The 16,818-nt window shown below is 62.0% G+C and carries 11 protein-coding genes; 2 read left to right on the top strand and 9 right to left on the bottom strand.

Annotation, left to right across the window (positions count from 1 at the left end; genetic code table 11):
- The 4 genes from AC2FLM_RS13220 to rpsL form a co-directional block, all read right to left on the bottom strand.
- Positions 1-377 (bottom strand): GTP-binding protein (locus AC2FLM_RS13220; protein ID WP_496858501.1); only part of this gene is annotated, 377 nt, incomplete at its 3' end.
- Between the two features lie 86 nt (positions 378-463).
- Positions 464-2,581 (bottom strand): elongation factor G, encoded by a 2,118-nt coding sequence (gene fusA / locus AC2FLM_RS13225; RefSeq protein ID WP_234138806.1) that lies wholly within the window; start codon positions 2,579-2,581, stop codon positions 464-466.
- A gap of 18 nt (positions 2,582-2,599) precedes the next feature.
- Positions 2,600-3,070, bottom strand: coding sequence for a 30S ribosomal protein S7 (gene rpsG / locus AC2FLM_RS13230; RefSeq protein ID WP_011049181.1), 471 nt, complete (start codon positions 3,068-3,070; stop codon positions 2,600-2,602).
- A gap of 15 nt (positions 3,071-3,085) precedes the next feature.
- Positions 3,086-3,457, bottom strand: a complete 372-nt coding sequence (gene rpsL / locus AC2FLM_RS13235) for a 30S ribosomal protein S12 (RefSeq protein ID WP_005862801.1) — start codon at positions 3,455-3,457, stop codon at positions 3,086-3,088.
- Between the two features lie 344 nt (positions 3,458-3,801).
- Between rpsL and AC2FLM_RS13240 the strand changes: the two genes are divergently transcribed.
- Together AC2FLM_RS13240 and AC2FLM_RS13245 are read left to right on the top strand one after the other, a co-directional pair.
- The gene (locus tag AC2FLM_RS13240) at positions 3,802-4,608 is read left to right on the top strand and encodes a putative rhamnosyl transferase (protein WP_496858855.1); all 807 of its coding nucleotides are present in this window, start codon (positions 3,802-3,804) and stop codon (positions 4,606-4,608) included.
- 2 nt (positions 4,609-4,610) lie between these two features.
- Positions 4,611-5,426, top strand: coding sequence for a putative rhamnosyl transferase (locus tag AC2FLM_RS13245; protein WP_496858503.1), 816 nt, complete (start codon positions 4,611-4,613; stop codon positions 5,424-5,426).
- Here the strand turns inward: AC2FLM_RS13245 and AC2FLM_RS13250 are convergent.
- From AC2FLM_RS13250 to rpoB, 5 genes are all read right to left on the bottom strand, one after another.
- Positions 5,409-6,278, bottom strand: coding sequence for a DMT family transporter (locus tag AC2FLM_RS13250; RefSeq protein WP_234144477.1), 870 nt, complete (start codon positions 6,276-6,278; stop codon positions 5,409-5,411). The genes AC2FLM_RS13245 and AC2FLM_RS13250 overlap by 18 nt on opposite strands.
- Positions 6,279-6,396: 118 nt before the next feature.
- Complete coding sequence (locus tag AC2FLM_RS13255; protein ID WP_496858505.1) at positions 6,397-7,605, bottom strand: MFS transporter; 1,209 nt, start codon at positions 7,603-7,605, stop codon at positions 6,397-6,399.
- 3 nt (positions 7,606-7,608) lie between these two features.
- Complete coding sequence (locus AC2FLM_RS13260; protein WP_496858507.1) at positions 7,609-8,178, bottom strand: helix-turn-helix domain-containing protein; 570 nt, start codon at positions 8,176-8,178, stop codon at positions 7,609-7,611.
- Between the two features lie 94 nt (positions 8,179-8,272).
- Positions 8,273-12,514: a DNA-directed RNA polymerase subunit beta' gene (gene rpoC, locus AC2FLM_RS13265; protein ID WP_496858509.1), complete on the bottom strand. Its 4,242-nt coding sequence runs from the start codon at positions 12,512-12,514 to the stop codon at positions 8,273-8,275.
- 89 nt (positions 12,515-12,603) lie between these two features.
- Entirely contained in the window at positions 12,604-16,740 is a 4,137-nt protein-coding gene (gene rpoB, locus AC2FLM_RS13270; protein WP_496858511.1) for a DNA-directed RNA polymerase subunit beta, read from the bottom strand.
- Positions 16,741-16,818: the final 78 nt, after the last annotated feature.

Consider the following 16,818-nt stretch of genomic DNA (forward strand, 5'->3'; position numbering starts at 1 on the left):
AGCGCGGGCACGCCAACCTGGCGGGCCAGCAGGATGTGCTCGCGGGTCTGCGGCATCGGGCCGTCAGCGGCGTTCACCACCAGGATCGCGCCGTCCATCTGCGCCGCACCGGTGATCATGTTCTTCACATAGTCGGCGTGGCCGGGGCAGTCGACGTGGGCGTAGTGACGCGCTTCGGTCTCGTATTCCACGTGGGCGGTCGAGATGGTGATCCCGCGTGCTTTCTCTTCCGGCGCGCCGTCAATCTGGTCATACGCCTTGAAGTCGCCGAAATACTTCGTGATCGCTGCGGTCAGCGTCGTCTTCCCGTGGTCAACGTGGCCGATCGTGCCAATGTTGACGTGCGGTTTATTACGCTCAAACTTTTCCTTTGCCATTGCAAAGCTCCTTTTTTCTCTTGCCGGTACGTGCAGGCACGCACCCTAAGGGTTGACAGGGTGCGTGGTTTCCCACGCACCACCGATTACGCGTATTTCGCCTGGATCTCGTCCGAGATGTTCTGCGGGACCGGATCGTAGTGGTCGAACAGCATGGTGAACTGGGCACGGCCCGACGACATCGAACGCAGGGTGTTGATGTAGCCGAACATGTTGGCCAGCGGCACGAAGGCGTTGATCGCGATCGCGTTGCCACGGCTTTCCTGCCCGGACACCTGACCCCGACGCGACGTCAGGTCACCGATGATGCCACCGGTGTATTCCTCAGGTGTGATCACCTCGACCTTCATGATCGGTTCCAGCAGCTTGGCGCCGGCTTTCTTCATGCCTTCGCGCATACCCATGCGGGCCGCGATTTCGAAGGCCAGAACGCTGGAGTCAACGTCGTGGAACTTACCGTCGATCAGGGCGACCTTGAAGTCGATCACGGGGAAACCGGCCAGCGGACCGCTATCCATGACGGACTTGATGCCCTTTTCCACACCCGGAATGTATTCCTTGGGCACGGCACCGCCGACGATCCGGCTCTCGAAGGAGTAACCTTCGCCCGGCTCGGTCGGGGTGATGACCAGCTTGACCTCGGCGAACTGACCCGAACCACCCGACTGTTTCTTGTGGGTGTAGGTATGCTCGACCTCTTTCGAGATGGTCTCGCGATAAGCCACCTGCGGCGCACCGATGTTGGCCTCGACCTTGAACTCGCGCTTGAGACGGTCCACCAGGATGTCCAGGTGAAGTTCGCCCATGCCCTTCATGATGGTCTGACCCGATTCCAGGTCGGTTTCCACGCGGAAGGACGGGTCTTCGGCGGCCAGACGGGCCAGACCCTGGGACATCTTTTCCTGGTCGCCCTTGGTCTTGGGCTCGACCGCGATCTCGATCACCGGATCGGGGAAGGTCATGGTTTCCAGAACCACCGGATCCTTGGCGTCGCAAAGCGTGTCACCGGTGGTGGTGTCCTTCAGACCCGCCAGCGCGATGATGTCGCCTGCAAAGGCTTCATCGATTTCCTCGCGGTTGTTCGAGTGCATCATCATCATCCGACCAACGCGCTCTTTCTTGCCCTTGGTCGAGTTCAGCATGGTGTCGCCCTTTTTCAGGACGCCCGAGTAAACGCGGGTAAAGGTCAGCGAGCCGACAAACGGGTCGTTCATGATTTTGAACGCCAGGCCCGAGAAGGCCATGTTGTCATCGGCGCGGCGCGCGATGTTCCGCACTTCTTCCTCGTCGCCGGGCTTGAAGCCCATGTAGTCGACAACGTCCAGCGGACTGGGCAGATAGTCGATCACGGCGTTGAGCAGCGGCTGAACACCCTTGTTCTTGAATGCGGAGCCACCCAGAACCGGCACGAAATGCAGCGCCAGCGTGCCCTTGCGCAGCAGTTTGCGCAGGGTCGGCACGTCGGGCTCTTCGCCTTCGAGATAGGCCATCATCGCGTCGTCGTCTTCTTCGACGGCCGCTTCGATCATCTTGCCGCGCCATTCGTCAGCCATGTCCTTCAGGCTGTCGCGGATCGGGGCCTTGACCCAGCTTGCGCCGAGGTCTTCGCCCTGCCACAGCCATTCTTCCATGGTGACCAGGTCAACCAGGCCTTCCAGCTCGTTTTCCGCGCCGATCGGGATACCGACCGGAACCGCGCGGGCGCCGGTGCGATCTTCGATCATGCGCACGCAGTTGAAGAAGTCGGCGCCGATCTTGTCCATCTTGTTGACGAACACCATGCGCGGCACCTTGTAGCGGTCAGCCTGACGCCACACGGTTTCGGTCTGGGGTTCGACACCGGCGTTGGCGTCGAGCACGCAGACAGCACCGTCGAGCACGGCCAGAGAACGCTCGACTTCGATGGTGAAGTCAACGTGGCCGGGGGTGTCGATGATGTTCAGGCGGTGCTTGGGGGTGTCGGCGGTCTGGCCGTCCTCGGTGCGCTCCCAGAAGGTGGTGGTCGCAGCCGAAGTGATGGTGATGCCGCGTTCCTGCTCCTGCTCCATCCAGTCCATGGTGGCGGCGCCGTCATGCACCTCACCAATGTTGTGGGATTTGCCGGTGTAATACAGGATACGTTCCGAGCAGGTCGTTTTGCCTGCGTCGATGTGAGCCATGATACCGAAGTTCCGGTACAGGTTCAGCGGATATTCGCGTGCCATTGGTCTGAGCCTCTAGAATTACCAGCGGTAATGGCTGAAGGCTTTGTTCGCCTCGGCCATCTTGTGGGTGTCTTCGCGCTTCTTCACGGCGGTTCCGCGCGACTGGACAGCGTCCAGCAGCTCGCCGGCGAGGCGTTCTTCCATGGTGTTTTCGTTGCGGTTGCGCGCGGCGGCGATCAGCCAGCGGATGGCCAGCGCTTCGCGGCGCTCGGGGCGCACTTCGACCGGAACCTGATAGGTGGCACCACCCACACGGCGCGAGCGGACCTCGACCGAGGGTTTGATGTTGTCGAGTGCTTCGTGGAACACTTCGACGGGGGCGCGCTTGATCTTGTTCTCAACGCGATCGAAGGCGTTGTAAACGATGCGCTCTGCGACCGACTTCTTGCCGTCGATCATCAGGTTGTTCATGAACTTGGTCAGAACCTTGTCGCCAAATTTGGCGTCGGGCAGGACTTCGCGTTTTTCTGCGGCGTGACGACGGGACATCTCGGCCTCTCCTTCTTATTTGGGACGCTTCGCGCCGTATTTCGAACGACGCTGCTTACGGTCTTTGACGCCCTGGGTATCCAGAACACCGCGCAGGATGTGGTAACGCACGCCGGGAAGGTCTTTTACACGGCCGCCACGGATCAGAACAACCGAGTGCTCTTGCAGGTTGTGGCTTTCACCGGGGATGTAGGAGATCACTTCGTAACCGTTGGTCAGGCGGACCTTGGCAACTTTACGCATTGCCGAGTTCGGTTTCTTCGGAGTGGTGGTGTAGACCCGGGTGCAGACGCCGCGCTTCTGCGGGCACTGTTCCAGGTGCTGGGACTTCGAGCGTTTTACTTTCGGCTGCCGCGGCTTGCGGATCAGCTGTTGGATCGTTGGCATTCCGGTCTTTTCCCCGTTTTGCAACACACATGTCATGCACGCGCGCTGCGTGCGGCTTAGTTTGGCGCACCTGCATCATATGCAAGCGCAAAACCCGCGAACGTTCCCATTCCGAGGCGAACGTCGCGGTTGGTTATCAGAGGATCGGGACAACAAAACTGTCCGGACCTTGACCACGTCTATTTGAAATCGGTCGTGGGGCAACCCACGGTTTCCGAGATAGCGCGCGTAATAGGGGGAGTCGGCCAGAGTGTCAACAGCCCACCCCCGGTTGCCAAGGTCGTGGCAGACTGCCAAACTTGCCCGGCAGTGTCGAGAAGGTTTTGTTTATGGACAGCAGGGACATGCAGGCCATCGGTCTGTGCCGGTTTTCCTATCCCGCGATCGGCGGCTTTCAGGTCGATCATGAGACCACCGAAGAGCGTATCGCCTATCTGTATTCCAACGACCGCCTGGAAGAGCGGTTCCGCCTCTTCGAAACCTCGGCCTTGCCCTGTCTGCGCGAACAGACGGATCAGAATTATGACCTGATCGTCGTCATCGGCGACAGCCTTCCAAAAGAGCACCGCGACCGGCTGCACGATCTGACGGCGGATGTACCGCAGGTGCGGATCGTGACAGAACCACCCCGACCCCAGCGCGAGGTGATGAAAGAAATACTGAACAAGGCCCGCAAGGACCCGACCAAACCCTGCCTGCAATTCCGCCATGACGATGATGACGCGATTTCTGTCGATTTCATCGAACGGTTGCGCCGCACCCTGAACGACTGCGCCGGGCTGGTGGCCGGAAACCGCACCGTCGCGGTCGATTTCAACCGGGGATACCTGGCCGAGATTGACGCCCCGGGCATCGCCGCCACAGAAACGGTCCGGGCGTTGTATGTCGCCGCGCTGGGCATGTACGTGAAAGGTGGTTGCAAGCTGACGATCATGAACTTTGCCCATGAGAAGATCGGACGCTTCATGCCGGTGATCAGCATTTCAGACGCACCAATGTGGGTGCGCAGCCTGAACGACTACAACGACTCGCGTCAGAACAAGGGCAAGCCGGTGTCGCTGGAGCCGTTGAGCGACGAGCAGGCAGCCGATTTTGCCGCCCGCTTCGCGATCCGCGAGGATCACGTCAAACGCGTCTTTTCGGGGGGCTGAGCATGCAGGTTCTGGGTCTTTGCCGGTTCAGCTATCTTGGCCATGGCGGCTTCAAGGTGATGCACGAAACGCTGGACGAACGGCGCGCCTATCTCTATGCGCCTGCCCGGATGGAGGACCGGTTCCGCCAGTTCGAGGCGATCACCCTGCCCTCGGTCGCGAGACAGACCGACCCGGATTTCGAGTTTCTGGTGGTGATCGGCGAATGCTTTCCCGACAGCTACCGGGCCCGGCTGGAGGGTCTGGTGCGGGACGTCCCGCAGGTTCGGATCCGCGCCTATCCACCGCTGCGCCACCGTACCGCCATGGCGCAGGCGCTCGACGATCACCGCCGCGACATCGATGCGCCCTGCCTGCAATTCCGGTTGGATGACGATGACGGCATGGCCCGCGATTTCATCGCCCGCTATCGCGAGGTCGCCGCAGATACCGAAGCGCTCTGGCGCAAACACCCGGCGGTGGCGGTCGATTTCAATACCGGCTACGTGTTTCGCTGTGGCCAACGCGGGATCGAGGTCAGCCCGTTCCAGTTCGCCTACAGCGCCATCGCGCTTGGGGTGATCGTGGCCCCCGGTCATCGTGAGGGCATCATGCATTTCGGTCATCACAAATTATGGACCGTCATGCCCACGATCACGATCCCCGGCGAGGACATGATGCTGCGCGGCCATAACGACTTTAACGATTCCCGCGCCAAGCCGGGTGCCAAACAGTTCCGCTATCAACCCCTTGATGCGGACGAAGAGGCTTATTTCAAGGCCCGCTTCAATATCGACAATGCCCGCGTGCGCGAGATCTTCTCAGCTCCGCCGCCGTGACGCCCGTTCGCGGAACAGGGTAAACAGCCCGGTCGCCACCACCAGCGCCACCCCGGCCATGGTCAGCGGATCGGGCCAGTCGCCAAAGACGAGCCACCCCAGAACCAGCGCCCAGATCAGGCTCGAATAGCGAAACGGCGCGACAAAGCCGACCTCACCGATTCGCATCACCATCACGCTGAACAGATAACCGCCCAGAACCAGCAGCGAGGCCGCCAGCAGCCCCAGGGACAGGTCCGTTCTCAAGGGAATCCAATCCACTGTCAGCGACCCTACGAGCCCGAAGCACATCACCGACACGGCCGTGGCCAGCGTGACCGTCAGCGAAGGCACCTGCGACGACATCCGCCGCGTTACCAGGTCGCGCGCGGTGACGCAGATCACCGCCGCCATCGCATAGATCGCATGAAGCGTGAACCCGTCCGGCCCCGGTCGCACGATCAGCAGCATGCCACAAAAACCAAGTCCGATCGCCAGCATCCGCCGCCATCCAACCTGTTCGCCAAAGAACAGGGCCGCCCCGAGTGTCACGGTCAGCGGCAACATTTGCAGCACCGCCGTCACATTCGCCAGCGGCATGTTCAGCAGCGCGGTAAGAAAGAAGTAGGTGGCGCCGATCTCGGACAGGCAGCGCAATGCCACCAGCATCCTGTCGCGGCGCCCAAACCGCAGGTGGAGCGCCCCCAGATGCCGCGCCATGAAATAGATCCAGACCGCCGACAAACCGCTGCGCAGGACCAGAATCTGGAACAGCGGCATCTCGGCGCCCAGCAGTTTCACAACCGTGTCGTTGCAGGTGAATGCCGCCATGCTCGCCATCATCAGAAGCGCGCCGCGCATATTGGGTGACATAACCTGGCCTCGCCAAATGGAATAGGCCGGTACCGGTCTCCGAGGCCGCGCACTGGCTGCGTTTCATTTCTGGCGAGGCCAGAACGAAATGGCAAGTCGCCACATTTCGGGCCCGCGCCTATTCGCGTCGGCGGCGCCACCATAACCAGAGATGCAGTGAGATACCCGCCAGATAGATCAGGATCACCGCCGCCAGCAACGCTCCGGTTCCCCAAGCGGCCAGCACCAGCAACAGCAGCGGTGTGCCCAGCGTGTTGCCCAGGTTGCCCATCTGCGCCAGCGCCCCATTCGCCAGCGCCCGATCCTGAGCGGTGGCATTGAGCGCCGGGATCGCGGCAAAGCTCGCCCCCTGCACAAGCCCCAATGTCGCAAAGAGCATCACGCACAGAACCGGTGTAGGCACCCCCAGCCAGAAGCCCGACAGAACCAGTGCCGACAGGCCAAAGCCCGCGATCACCACATCGGTCGCAGGCCAGCGTCGCAACAGCGGGGTCACCACCAACAGCGCCACCGCAATACTGGTCAAGGGCATCAGGCCCACGATGGTCGCCCGCAGATTTTCCGGCAATAGCGGCGGCAGGATCGCCACCAGCGAGACGAAGGTCAGCGTATAGAACAGCCAGCCCACAGCTGGCGCGGCAATGCGGGGAGACCCATAGGCCGACAGGTGCCGGGCAAGCAGGTCACGCGGGCGCAGGCTGTTTTCCGCGTCAGCGGCGGTCTCGTCGGAAGGCAGCAGTCTCCAGACCGCAATCGCCAGCATCGCCATCGCGCCCCCGTGGCACAGGAACAGGCCCGCCACCCCATGCGTCTGCGCCCAGGGCAGGCCGATCCAGGCGACCAGCGCAAAGGCGACGCCAAAAAAGGTGCTCCACAGGGTCATGGCAAAGTTGCGCAGCGGCTCGGGGGCAATCTGCGCAATCAGGGTGGGTGCGGCCACTACGATGGCCAGATGGGAAAGCCCCTCGATCATGCGGCTGGCCAGCATCAGTGCAAATGCGGGCTGCGTGGCCTGCCACAGCGACATGAGCGCGCCTAAAGCGAGGCCAGCTACCAGCAAGCGGCGGCAGCCGTAGCGCGCGGTCAGAAGACCCGCCACCATGCCAAAGAGAATACCAAAGACGCTGATCACCGAGAGCAGCCAGCCCTGCCCCGCGCCCGCATCGGAATAGAGTTGCCTGACCAAGTCAAAGGGTACCGCGATCTTGGCAAATTGCCCCGCAGCACCCAGCCCTGCCAGCCAAAGCAGCAGGATCAGGGGCAAGGGGGGCAAGGTCAGTTTCGGGCGCATGATCCCGCGATACCCCGCCAGGGCATCACGCGCCACGTATTAATTATGCGGGCTGTGCGCCTGCGAGCAGAGCCGGACCGGCGTGCCGTCGGAAAGATAGAGCCGCTCCCACAAGAGACCGCCCTCGACCACGGTCAGCGCGTCATAAACCCGGCGGCTGGTATGGAACAGCCGGGGGTTCGGCGTCTGGCTCGCCCACCAGTCCGATCCGTCCAGCGCCGCCTCGGCGGCCTGGATCTCGACCGTGGCATAAGGCCAGAGCGATTGCCCCAGCAACGCTCGCTGTGATTGCCGCCATTGCCGCGCACGGGATGGGGAATAGGCCAGACAGACATGATTGGCCTCATCCACCAGATGCAGGCAGTCCGATGAATGCTCGACCAGTCGACGCAGCACCGCATCGTCGCAGACATCCCGTGTCAACAACTCCAGCGCGCGGCGCCGGGTTGCCCTGTCTGGCAACTGCGTCCCCGCCTCCCAACGCGAAACGGTGGCTTGGCTGGTATCCAGCGCCTCGGCCAGCGCCGCCTGTTTCATCGACCGCGCCCGCCGCAAACGGCGCAACCGGGGGCCAAAGCCGGGCAAATCCCGGAGCATGGGTTCGGGCATGTCACACCTCCTGCGCCGCCCATTCTACGCCAGGTCGCACAAAGAAAAACCCCCGTGCGCGGCACGGGGGTTTTCTCGTTCACATGCGATTGGATCAATCGCGGCTTTCCGGCGTGTCCACCAGCGTGTCGAAATCGTCGTCCACGATATCCGCATCCATGATCGGCGCGGCCAGCGCGGCGGCGGCTTCGGCCTCTTCGCGACGCGCAGCGATGACCACGTTGTCGCGCTGGGTTGCGATGTGACGCATCTGCTGCGTCGCGCCACCGGTCCCTGCCGGGATCAGACGACCGACGATCACGTTCTCCTTGAGGCCGACCAGCTTGTCCTTCTTGCCCTGAACCGAGGCTTCGGTCAGCACGCGGGTGGTCTCCTGGAAGGAGGCCGCCGAGATGAAGGAGCGGGTCTGCAGCGAGGCCTTGGTGATCCCCAGCAGGATCGGCTCGCCCGAGGCCGCACGACCGCCACGGGCGATGGTCTTTTCATTGGCCGCGTCGAATTCCTGCTTGTCGACATGTTCACCCTTGAGCAGCGTGGTGTCACCCGAGTCCGAGATCTCCCACTTCTGCAGCATCTGGCGCACGATGACTTCGATGTGCTTGTCGTTGATCTTCACGCCCTGCAGACGATAGACCTCCTGCACCTCTTTCACCATGTAATTGGCCAGAGCCTCGACGCCCAGGATCGACAGGATGTCGTGCGGGGCCGGGTTGCCGTCCATGATATAGTCACCCTTCTGCACGAAGTCGCCTTCCTGCACCGGGATGTGCTTGCCCTTGGGCACCATGTATTCGACCGGTTCCATGCCTTCGTTCGACGGCTCGATCGAGATGCGACGCTTGTTCTTGTAGTCGCGGCCAAAGCGGACATAGCCGTCGATTTCGGCGATGATCGCGTGATCCTTGGGACGACGGGCCTCGAACAGTTCCGCCACGCGGGGCAGACCCCCGGTGATGTCCTTGGTCTTGGCGCCTTCGCGCGGGATACGGGCGATGACGTCGCCGGCCTCGATGACCTGTCCATCCTCGACCGACAGGATCGCGTCCACCGACATCGGATAGTGAACCGGGTTGCCCGCGTCGTTGCGGACCGGTTCGCCATCGCTGTCCACCAGGATGATCTCGGGCTTGAGATCGCTGCCCTTGGGCGCGGCCCGCCAGTCGATCACGATCTTCTGGGTCATGCCGGTGGCCTCGTCGGTCTCGTCGCGGACAGCGATGCCCGAAACCAGGTCGACATATTTGGCGGTACCGGCCTTCTCGGCAATGATCGGCAGGGTATAGGGATCCCATTCGAACAGCTTGTCGCCGCGCTTGATCTGGGCGCCGTCCTTGACGAACAGCTTGGAACCATAGCCCAGCTTGAAGCTCGCGCGTTCCTCGCCCTGCGCGTCCTTGATCAACAGCTTCATGTTGCGGCCCATGACCAGGCTTTCACCTGCGGCATTGACCAGAAGCTGCGGGTTCTCGAACGCGATGGTGCCGTCCTGGTTGGCTTCCTGGAACGACTGCTGGCCACCCTGGGCCACGCCGCCGATGTGGAAGGTCCGCATTGTCAGCTGGGTGCCCGGTTCACCGATCGACTGCGCCGCGATGATGCCCACGGCCTCGCCCTGGTTCACCATGGTGCCGCGCGCCAGGTCACGACCATAGCACATGGCGCAGACGCCCTCCTCGCTCTCGCAGGTCAGCGGCGAGCGCACGCGGGCGGTCTGAACACCGGCCTCGTGGATGGTATCGGCCATCCGCTCGTCGATCAGCTGACCGGCAGCCACCAGCACTTCTTCGGTGCCCGGACGCAGGATGTCATCGGCCGCGACACGGCCCAGCACGCGCTCGGCCAGCGAGGCGACGACTTCACCGTCGTTGACCGCTGCTTCGGCGGTCACGCCGCGATCGGTGCCGCAGTCATGCTCGCGCACGATGCAGTCTTGCGCCACGTCCACCAGACGGCGGGTCAGGTAACCCGAGTTCGCGGTTTTCAGAGCGGTGTCCGACAGACCCTTACGGGCGCCGTGGGTCGAGTTGAAGTATTCAAGAACGGTCAGACCTTCCTTGAAGTTCGAGATGATCGGCGTCTCGATGATGTCGCCGTTCGGCTTGGCCATCAGGCCGCGCATGCCGCCCAGCTGTTTCATCTGCGTAACCGAGCCACGCGCGCCCGAATGGGCCATCATGTAGACCGAGTTCGGCTCCATCACGGCACCGTTCTCGTCACGCTTGTCCGCCGAGATGGTGGACATCATCGCCTCGGTGACGCGATCGTTACATTTCGACCAGGCATCGACAACCTTGTTGTACTTTTCACCCTGAGTGATCAGGCCGTCCATGTACTGCTGTTCGAAATCCTTCACCTGATCGCGGGTCTCGTCCACGATGCCCCACTTGTCGTCGGGGATCACCATGTCGTCCTTGCCGAAGGAAATCCCGGCCTTGAACGCCTCGCGGAAGCCCATGGTCATGATCTGGTCGCAGAAGATCACCGACTCTTTCTGGCCGCAATAGCGGTAGACGGTGTCGATCACCTGCTGCACCTCTTTCTTGCGCAGCAGACGGTTGACCAGTTCGAACGGGGCCTTGTTGTTCATCGGCAGCAACGCCCCCAGGCGCACACGACCCGGAGTGGTCTCGAAGCGCTTGAGCACCTCGTTGCCCTCGTCGTCGATCTGCGCGATGCGCGCCGTGATCTTGGTGTGCAAATGCACCTCGCCCGCGTCCAGCGCGTGCTGAACCTCGTCGATCGAGCCAAAGATCTTGCCTTCGCCGACCATGCCTTCGCGTTCCAGGGTCAGATAGTAGAGACCCAGGATCATGTCCTGCGAGGGAACGATGATCGGTGCGCCGTTGGCGGGCGACAGAACGTTGTTCGTCGACATCATCAGCACGCGGGCTTCCAACTGGGCCTCAAGGCTCAGCGGGACGTGCACGGCCATCTGGTCACCGTCAAAGTCCGCGTTGAAGGCCGAACAGACAAGCGGATGCAGCTGAATGGCCTTGCCTTCGATCAGGATCGGCTCGAACGCCTGGATGCCCAGACGGTGCAGCGTCGGCGCGCGGTTCAGCAGAACCGGATGCTCGCGGATCACCTCGTCGAGGATGTCCCAGACCTCGGGGCGTTCCTTCTCGACCAGCTTCTTGGCCTGTTTCACGGTGCTGCTGAGGCCCTTGGCCTCGAGCCGCGAATAGATGAAGGGCTTGAACAGTTCCAGGGCCATCTTCTTGGGCAACCCGCACTGGTGCAGCTTGAGTTCAGGGCCGGTCACGATGACCGAACGGCCCGAGAAGTCGACCCGTTTCCCCAGAAGGTTCTGGCGGAAGCGGCCCTGCTTGCCCTTGAGCATGTCAGACAGCGATTTCAGCGGACGCTTGTTGGCACCGGTGATCACGCGGCCACGGCGGCCATTGTCGAACAGGGCATCAACTGATTCCTGCAGCATCCGCTTTTCGTTGCGCACGATGATATCGGGCGCGCGCAGTTCGATCAGACGCTTCAGGCGGTTGTTCCGGTTGATGACGCGACGATAAAGATCGTTCAGGTCCGAGGTCGCAAAGCGGCCTCCGTCCAGCGGCACCAGCGGGCGCAGTTCCGGCGGAATGACCGGGATCACGGTCAGCACCATCCATTCCGGGCGGTTGCCGGATTCCAGGAAGCTCTCGACGACTTTCAGCCGTTTGATGATCTTCTTGGGCTTCAGTTCGCCGGTGGCCTCGGCCAGATCGGCGCGCAGCTGCTCGGCTTCGGCCTCGAGGTCGATCTGGGACAGCATCTCGCGGATCGCCTCGGCGCCGATATTGGCGGTGAAGGCGTCCATGCCATACTGGTCCTGGGCGTCCATGAACTCTTCTTCGGTCATCAGCTGACCGTAGGTGAGATCGGTCAGGCCCGGCTCGGTGACCACGTAGTTTTCAAAATAGAGGATGCGTTCCAGATCGCGCAGCGTCATGTCCAGCATCAGGCCGATGCGGCTGGGCAGCGATTTCAGGAACCAGATATGCGCGACGGGCGCGGCCAGTTCGATATGGCCCATGCGCTCGCGGCGCACCTTTTGCAGCGTCACCTCGACACCGCATTTCTCGCAGACGACGCCGCGATACTTCATGCGCTTGTACTTGCCGCACAGGCATTCGTAATCCTTGATCGGGCCAAAGATACGGGCGCAGAACAGGCCGTCACGCTCAGGCTTGAACGTGCGATAGTTGATGGTCTCGGGCTTCTTGATCTCGCCATAGGACCACGACAGGATCCGCTCGGGCGATGCCAGAGAGACCTTGATCTCGTCAAACACCTTGGGCGGTGTCAGCGGATTGAACGGGTTGTTGGTCAGTTCCTGGTTCATTTGTGTACCTCAAATTCGTGCGGATGATGGGGGGAGGCCCCACATTTTTCGACGAAAAATGTGGGGTCGAGAATTTTCGACGAAAATTCTCAGTCCTCCACCTCCGCATCCAGGAGTTCCATGTTCAGGCCGAGGCCGCGGACTTCTTTCACCAGAACGTTGAAGCTCTCGGGAATGCCCGCCTCGAAATTGTCCTCGCCCTTGACGATGCTCTCGTAGACCTTGGTCCGGCCAGCCACGTCGTCCGACTTCACCGTCAGCATTTCCTGCAGGGTGTAGGCGGCGCCATAGGCTTCCAGAGCCCAGACCTCCATCTCCCCGAAACGCTGACCGCCGAACTGCGCCTTGCCGCCCAGCGGCTGCTGGGTCACCAGGCTGTAGGGGCCGGTGGAACGTGCGTGGATCTTGTCGTCGACCAGGTGGTGCAGCTTGAGCAGATACTTGATGCCCACGGTTACGGGGCGCGCGAACTGCTCGCCCGTGCGACCGTCGAACAGGACAGACTGACCCGAAGTATCGAAACCGGCACGTGCCAGCGCGTCGTTCACATCCGCCTCTTTTGCACCGTCAAAGACGGGCGTTGCGATCGGCACGCCACGGGTAACGTTGCCTGCGGCCTCGACCAGCGTGTCCTCATCCATGCCCGAGATGCCCTCGGCATAGACATCCTCGCCATAGGCGTGCTTCATCGCGTCCCGCACCGGGGTCAGGTCGCCCGAGCGGCGGTATTCTTGCAGCGCCTCGTCCACATTCAGGCCCAGACCGCGCGCGGCCCAGCCCATATGGGTTTCAAGGATCTGACCGACGTTCATCCGCGACGGCACACCCAGCGGGTTGAGGCAGAAATCGACCGGGGTACCATCCGCGAGGAACGGCATGTCCTCCATCGGCACCACTTTCGAAATCACACCCTTGTTGCCGTGACGGCCGGCCATCTTGTCACCCGGCTGCAGCTTGCGCTTCACCGCGATGAACACCTTGACCATCTTCATCACGCCCGGGGGCAGATCGTCGCCGCGACGCACCTTTTCTACCTTGTCTTCGAAACGGGCATCCAGGGCGCGCTTTTGCAGTTCGTACTGCTCGTTCAGCGCCTCGACGATCTGGGCATCCTGCTCACCTTCCAGCGCCAGCATCCACCACTGACCGCGGGTCAGGGTTTCCAGCAGCTCTTCGGTGATCTCGGACCCGGCCTTGACACCCTTGGGGCCCTTGACCGCAACCTTGCCCAGGATCAGCGACTTCAGACGCGCATAGATGTTGCGGTCGAGGATCGCCAACTCGTCGTCCCGGTCACGGGCCAGACGCTCGACTTCCTCGCGCTCGATCTGCAGCGCACGCTCGTCCTTGTCGACGCCGTGGCGGTTGAACACGCGCACCTCGACCACGGTGCCGTAATCGCCCGGCTTGACGCGCAGCGAGGTGTCGCGCACATCGCTGGCCTTTTCGCCGAAGATGGCGCGCAGCAGCTTCTCTTCCGGGGTCATCGGGCTTTCGCCCTTGGGCGTGATCTTGCCCACCAGAATGTCGCCCGGCTGCACCTCGGCACCGATATAGACGATACCCGCCTCGTCGAGGTTGCGCAGCGCTTCCTCGCCGACGTTCGGGATGTCGCGGGTGATCTCTTCCGGCCCCAGCTTGGTGTCGCGGGCGGCAACTTCGAATTCCTCGATATGGATCGAGGTAAAGACGTCGTCACGCGCGATGCGTTCCGAGATCAGGATCGAGTCCTCGTAGTTGTAGCCGTTCCACGGCATGAAGGCGACGACCACGTTCTTGCCCAGAGCCAGTTCGCCCATGTCGGTCGACGGACCGTCGGCGATAACCTCGCCCTTGGAGACCTGCTGACCCACCTTCACCAGCGGACGCTGGTTGATACAGGTGTTCTGGTTCGAGCGCTGGAACTTGCGCATGCGGTAGATGTCGACGCCCGCATCGCCCAGTTCCAGATCCTCGGTGGCGCGGATCACGATCCGCTGCGCGTCGATCTGGTCGATGATGCCGGCACGCTTGGCCTGAATGGCCGCGCCCGAGTCGATGGCGACCTTTTCCTCGATCCCGGTACCGACCAGCGGCGCTTCGGCCCGCAGAAGCGGAACCGCCTGACGCTGCATGTTCGAGCCCATCAGAGCGCGGTTGGCGTCGTCGTTTTCGAGGAACGGAATGAGCGAGGCAGCGACCGAAACCAGCTGTTTCGGCGACACGTCGATGAGGTCGACACTTTCCATCGGGGCCAGCGTATAGTCGCCCGCCTGACGGGTGTTGACCAGCTCGTTCACGAACTTGCCATTCTCGTCCAGGGTCGCATTGGCCTGTGCCACGGTGTGGCGCATTTCCTCGGTCGCGGACATATAGTGCACCTCATCGGTGACCTGCCCGTCCTTGACGACGCGGTAGGGGGTCTCGATGAAGCCGTATTTGTTCACACGGGCAAAGGTGGCCAGCGAGTTGATCAGACCGATGTTCGGACCTTCGGGCGTTTCAATGGGGCACATCCGGCCATAGTGGGTCGGGTGCACGTCGCGCACCTCGAAACCGGCACGCTCGCGGGTCAGACCGCCCGGCCCAAGCGCCGACAGGCGGCGTTTGTGGGTCACTTCGGACAGCGGGTTGGTCTGGTCCATGAACTGGCTGAGCTGCGAGGAGCCGAAGAACTCGCGCACGGCGGCAGCCGCGGGCTTGGCGTTGATCAGGTCCTGCGGCATCACGGTGTCGATCTCGACCGAGGACATGCGCTCCTTGATCGCGCGCTCCATCCGCAGCAGACCAACGCGATACTGGTTCTCCATCAGTTCGCCGACCGAACGCACCCGGCGGTTGCCAAGGTGGTCGATATCGTCGATGTCACCCTTGCCGTCGCGCAGTTCGACCAGCGCCTTGATGCAGGCGATGATGTCTTCGCGGCGCAGGGTGCGCTGGGTATCGGCGGCATCCAGATCGAGACGCATGTTCATCTTGACCCGGCCCACGGCAGAGAGATCATAACGCTCGCTGTCAAAGAACAGGGTGTCGAACAGGGCCGATGCGGCCTCGACGGTGGGCGGCTCGCCCGGGCGCATGACACGGTAGATGTCCATGAGCGCGGTTTCCCGGTTCATGTTCTTGTCCTGCGCCATGGTGTTGCGGATGTAGGGGCCGACATTGATGTTGTCGATATCCAGCACCGGGATGTCGGTGACGCCGTTGTCGATCAGCTCCTTGACGGTGCCGCCGATCAGGTCGCCATCCTTGTCGTATTCCAGTGTCAGCTCGTCACCGGCCTCGACATAGATCGCGCCGGTTTCCTCGTTGATGATGTCCTTGGCCGCGAACTTGCCGACGATATGGTCGAACGGGACCAACAGGTCGGTCACGCTGCCTTCTTCGATCAGCTTCTTCACCGCGCGCGGGGTGACCTTCTTGCCGGCTTCGGCGATCACTTCGCCCGAGGCGGCGTCGATCAGGTCATAGGTCGGACGGGTGCCGCGCACACGCTCGGGGAAGAACGGAGTGACCCAACCGCGCTTCTTCTCCAGACGATAGGAGACGGTCTTGAAATAGGCATCCATGATGCCTTCCTGATCCAGGCCCAGCGCATAGAGCAGGGTCGTCACCGGCAGTTTGCGGCGACGGTCGATACGGGCAAAGACGATGTCCTTGGCGTCGAATTCGAAATCCAGCCACGAGCCGCGATACGGGATGATGCGGCAGGCAAAGAGAAGCTTGCCCGAAGAGTGGGTCTTGCCCTTGTCATGGTCGAAGAACACACCGGGCGAGCGGTGCATCTGGGACACGATCACACGCTCGGTGCCGTTGACGATGAAGGTGCCGTTGGGTGTCATCAGGGGCATGTCGCCCATGAACACGTCCTGCTCCTTGATGTCCTTGACGGATTTGGCACCGGTGTCCTCGTCCACATCGAACACGATCAGACGCAGCGTGACCTTCAGCGGGGCGCTGTAGGTCATGTCGCGCTGCATGCACTCCTCGACATCGTATTTCGGCTTTTCCAGCTCGTATTTCACGAATTCCAGTACGCTGGTTTCGTTGAAATCCTTGATCGGAAAGACCGACTGGAACACGCCCATGATGCCTTCGCCATCCAGCGGCTGAGGCGCGTCGCCGGAGTTCAGGAACAGGTCGTAGGAGGATTTCTGGACCTCGATGAGGTTCGGCATCTCCAGCACTTCGCGGATTTTGCCGTAATATTTGCGAAGACGTTTCTGGCCAAGGAACGTTTGAGCCATGTCAGATGTCACCTTTCAGTTTCTCACCGGTCAAGGGCACCGCCGGGCCCCGGTGCCTTGACCATTCGAGACGGAGCG

The organism is Ruegeria sp. SAZD011, assembly GCF_059612545.1.

What these genes read in the sequence shown, in the direction of transcription:
- rpoC (WP_496858509.1), bottom strand. Translation starts at nt 12,514, where the DNA reads ATGAACCAGGAACTGACCAACAACCCGTTCAATCCGCTGACACCGCCC.
- AC2FLM_RS13260 (WP_496858507.1), bottom strand. Translation starts at nt 8,178, where the DNA reads ATGCCCGAACCCATGCTCCGGGATTTGCCCGGCTTTGGCCCCCGGTTG.
- AC2FLM_RS13240 (WP_496858855.1), top strand. Translation starts at nt 3,802, where the DNA reads ATGCAGGCCATCGGTCTGTGCCGGTTTTCCTATCCCGCGATCGGCGGC.
- rpsG (WP_011049181.1), bottom strand. Translation starts at nt 3,070, where the DNA reads ATGTCCCGTCGTCACGCCGCAGAAAAACGCGAAGTCCTGCCCGACGCC.
- AC2FLM_RS13250 (WP_234144477.1), bottom strand. Translation starts at nt 6,278, where the DNA reads ATGTCACCCAATATGCGCGGCGCGCTTCTGATGATGGCGAGCATGGCG.
- rpsL (WP_005862801.1), bottom strand. Translation starts at nt 3,457, where the DNA reads ATGCCAACGATCCAACAGCTGATCCGCAAGCCGCGGCAGCCGAAAGTA.
- AC2FLM_RS13245 (WP_496858503.1), top strand. Translation starts at nt 4,611, where the DNA reads ATGCAGGTTCTGGGTCTTTGCCGGTTCAGCTATCTTGGCCATGGCGGC.
- fusA (WP_234138806.1), bottom strand. Translation starts at nt 2,581, where the DNA reads ATGGCACGCGAATATCCGCTGAACCTGTACCGGAACTTCGGTATCATG.
- rpoB (WP_496858511.1), bottom strand. Translation starts at nt 16,740, where the DNA reads ATGGCTCAAACGTTCCTTGGCCAGAAACGTCTTCGCAAATATTACGGC.